The organism is Micromonospora sp. NPDC052213, from assembly GCF_040679695.1.
In the GTDB taxonomy this organism is placed as follows: Bacteria; Actinomycetota; Actinomycetes; order Mycobacteriales; family Micromonosporaceae; genus Micromonospora.
Genome location: NZ_JBFAVI010000370.1, coordinates 1 through 1235 on the forward strand (window position 1 = coordinate 1; position 1235 = coordinate 1235).

The following is a 1235-nucleotide window of genomic DNA, read 5'->3' on the forward strand; positions in this document are numbered from 1 at the left end:
GCGGTGGACCGCCCCCGCCGGGCGGCGGTGTCGTCGTTCGGCGTGTCCGGCACCAACGCGCACACCATCCTGGAGCAGGCCCCCGCCCCCGTCGAGGCCGACGCCGCCCCGGCGGTGGAGCGCCCCGTCGTGCCGGTGACGGTGTCGGCCCGCGACGCCGCCGCGCTCGCCGCCCAGGCGGGCAACTGGGCCGCCCGGATCGCCGCCGACGAGGCCCTGCGCCCCCTCGACTTCGCGTACTCGTCGGTGGCCTCCCGGTCCGCCCTCGACCACCGGGCCGTCATCGCCGCCGCGGGCCGGGACGACCTGCTGGCCGGGCTGCGCGCCCTGGCGGCCGGAGAGCCGTCCGGCGCGGTGGTCGCCGGCCAGGCCGGGGACCGGGGCTCGCTCGCGGTGCTGTTCTCCGGGCAGGGCGCGCAGCGCGCCGGCATGGGCCGGGAGCTGTACGCGGCGTTCCCGGTGTTCGCGTCCACGCTGGACGAGGTGTGCGGGCACCTGGACCCGCTGCTGCCGCAGCCGTTGAAGACCGTGCTCTTCGCGGAGGCGGGATCGCCGGAGGCGGACCTGCTGGACCAGACGGTGTTCACCCAGGCCGGGCTGTTCGCCGTCGAGGTCGCGCTGTTCCGGCTGGTCGAGTCGTTCGGGGTGGTGCCGGAGTTCGTCGGCGGGCACTCGATCGGGGAGATCACCGCCGCGCACGTCGCCGGGGTGCTGTCCCTGAGCGACGCGTGCGCCCTGGTCGCCGCGCGGGGCCGGCTGATGCAGGCCCTGCCGGCCGGTGGCGGGATGCTGGCCGTCAACGCGTCGGAGGCCGACGTGCTGCCGACACTGGACGGGCTGGCCGACCGCGTCGGCGTCGCCGCCGTCAACGGGCCGACGTCCGTCGTCGTCTCCGGCGCGGTCGACGCCCTCGACGAGGTGGAGCAGACCTGGAAGGACCGGGGGGTACGCACCCGTCGGCTGACCGTCAGCCACGCGTTCCACAGCCCGCTGATGGAGCCGCTGCTCGCCGAGTTCCGCACGGTCCTCGACGGGCTGACCTTCGCCGAGCCGGCGCTGCCGGTCGTGTCGAACGTGACCGGCGCGCTCGCCGACGGCGACGAGATCCGGACGGTCGACTACTGGGTGCGGCACGTCCGCGAGGCCGTCCGTCACGCCGACGGGGTGGCCGCGCTGCGGGCCGCGGGAGTCGGCACGTTCCTGGAGGTCGGCCCGCAGAGCGTGCTGACCGCGAT

The 1235-nt window shown here is 76.4% G+C and carries 1 protein-coding gene; it reads left to right on the forward strand.

All coding sequences use genetic code 11. The features are described 5' to 3' along the window. On the forward strand, positions 1-1235 hold a 1235-nt coding region (locus AB0L34_RS34040), incomplete at both ends, for an acyltransferase domain-containing protein (RefSeq protein ID WP_363709786.1).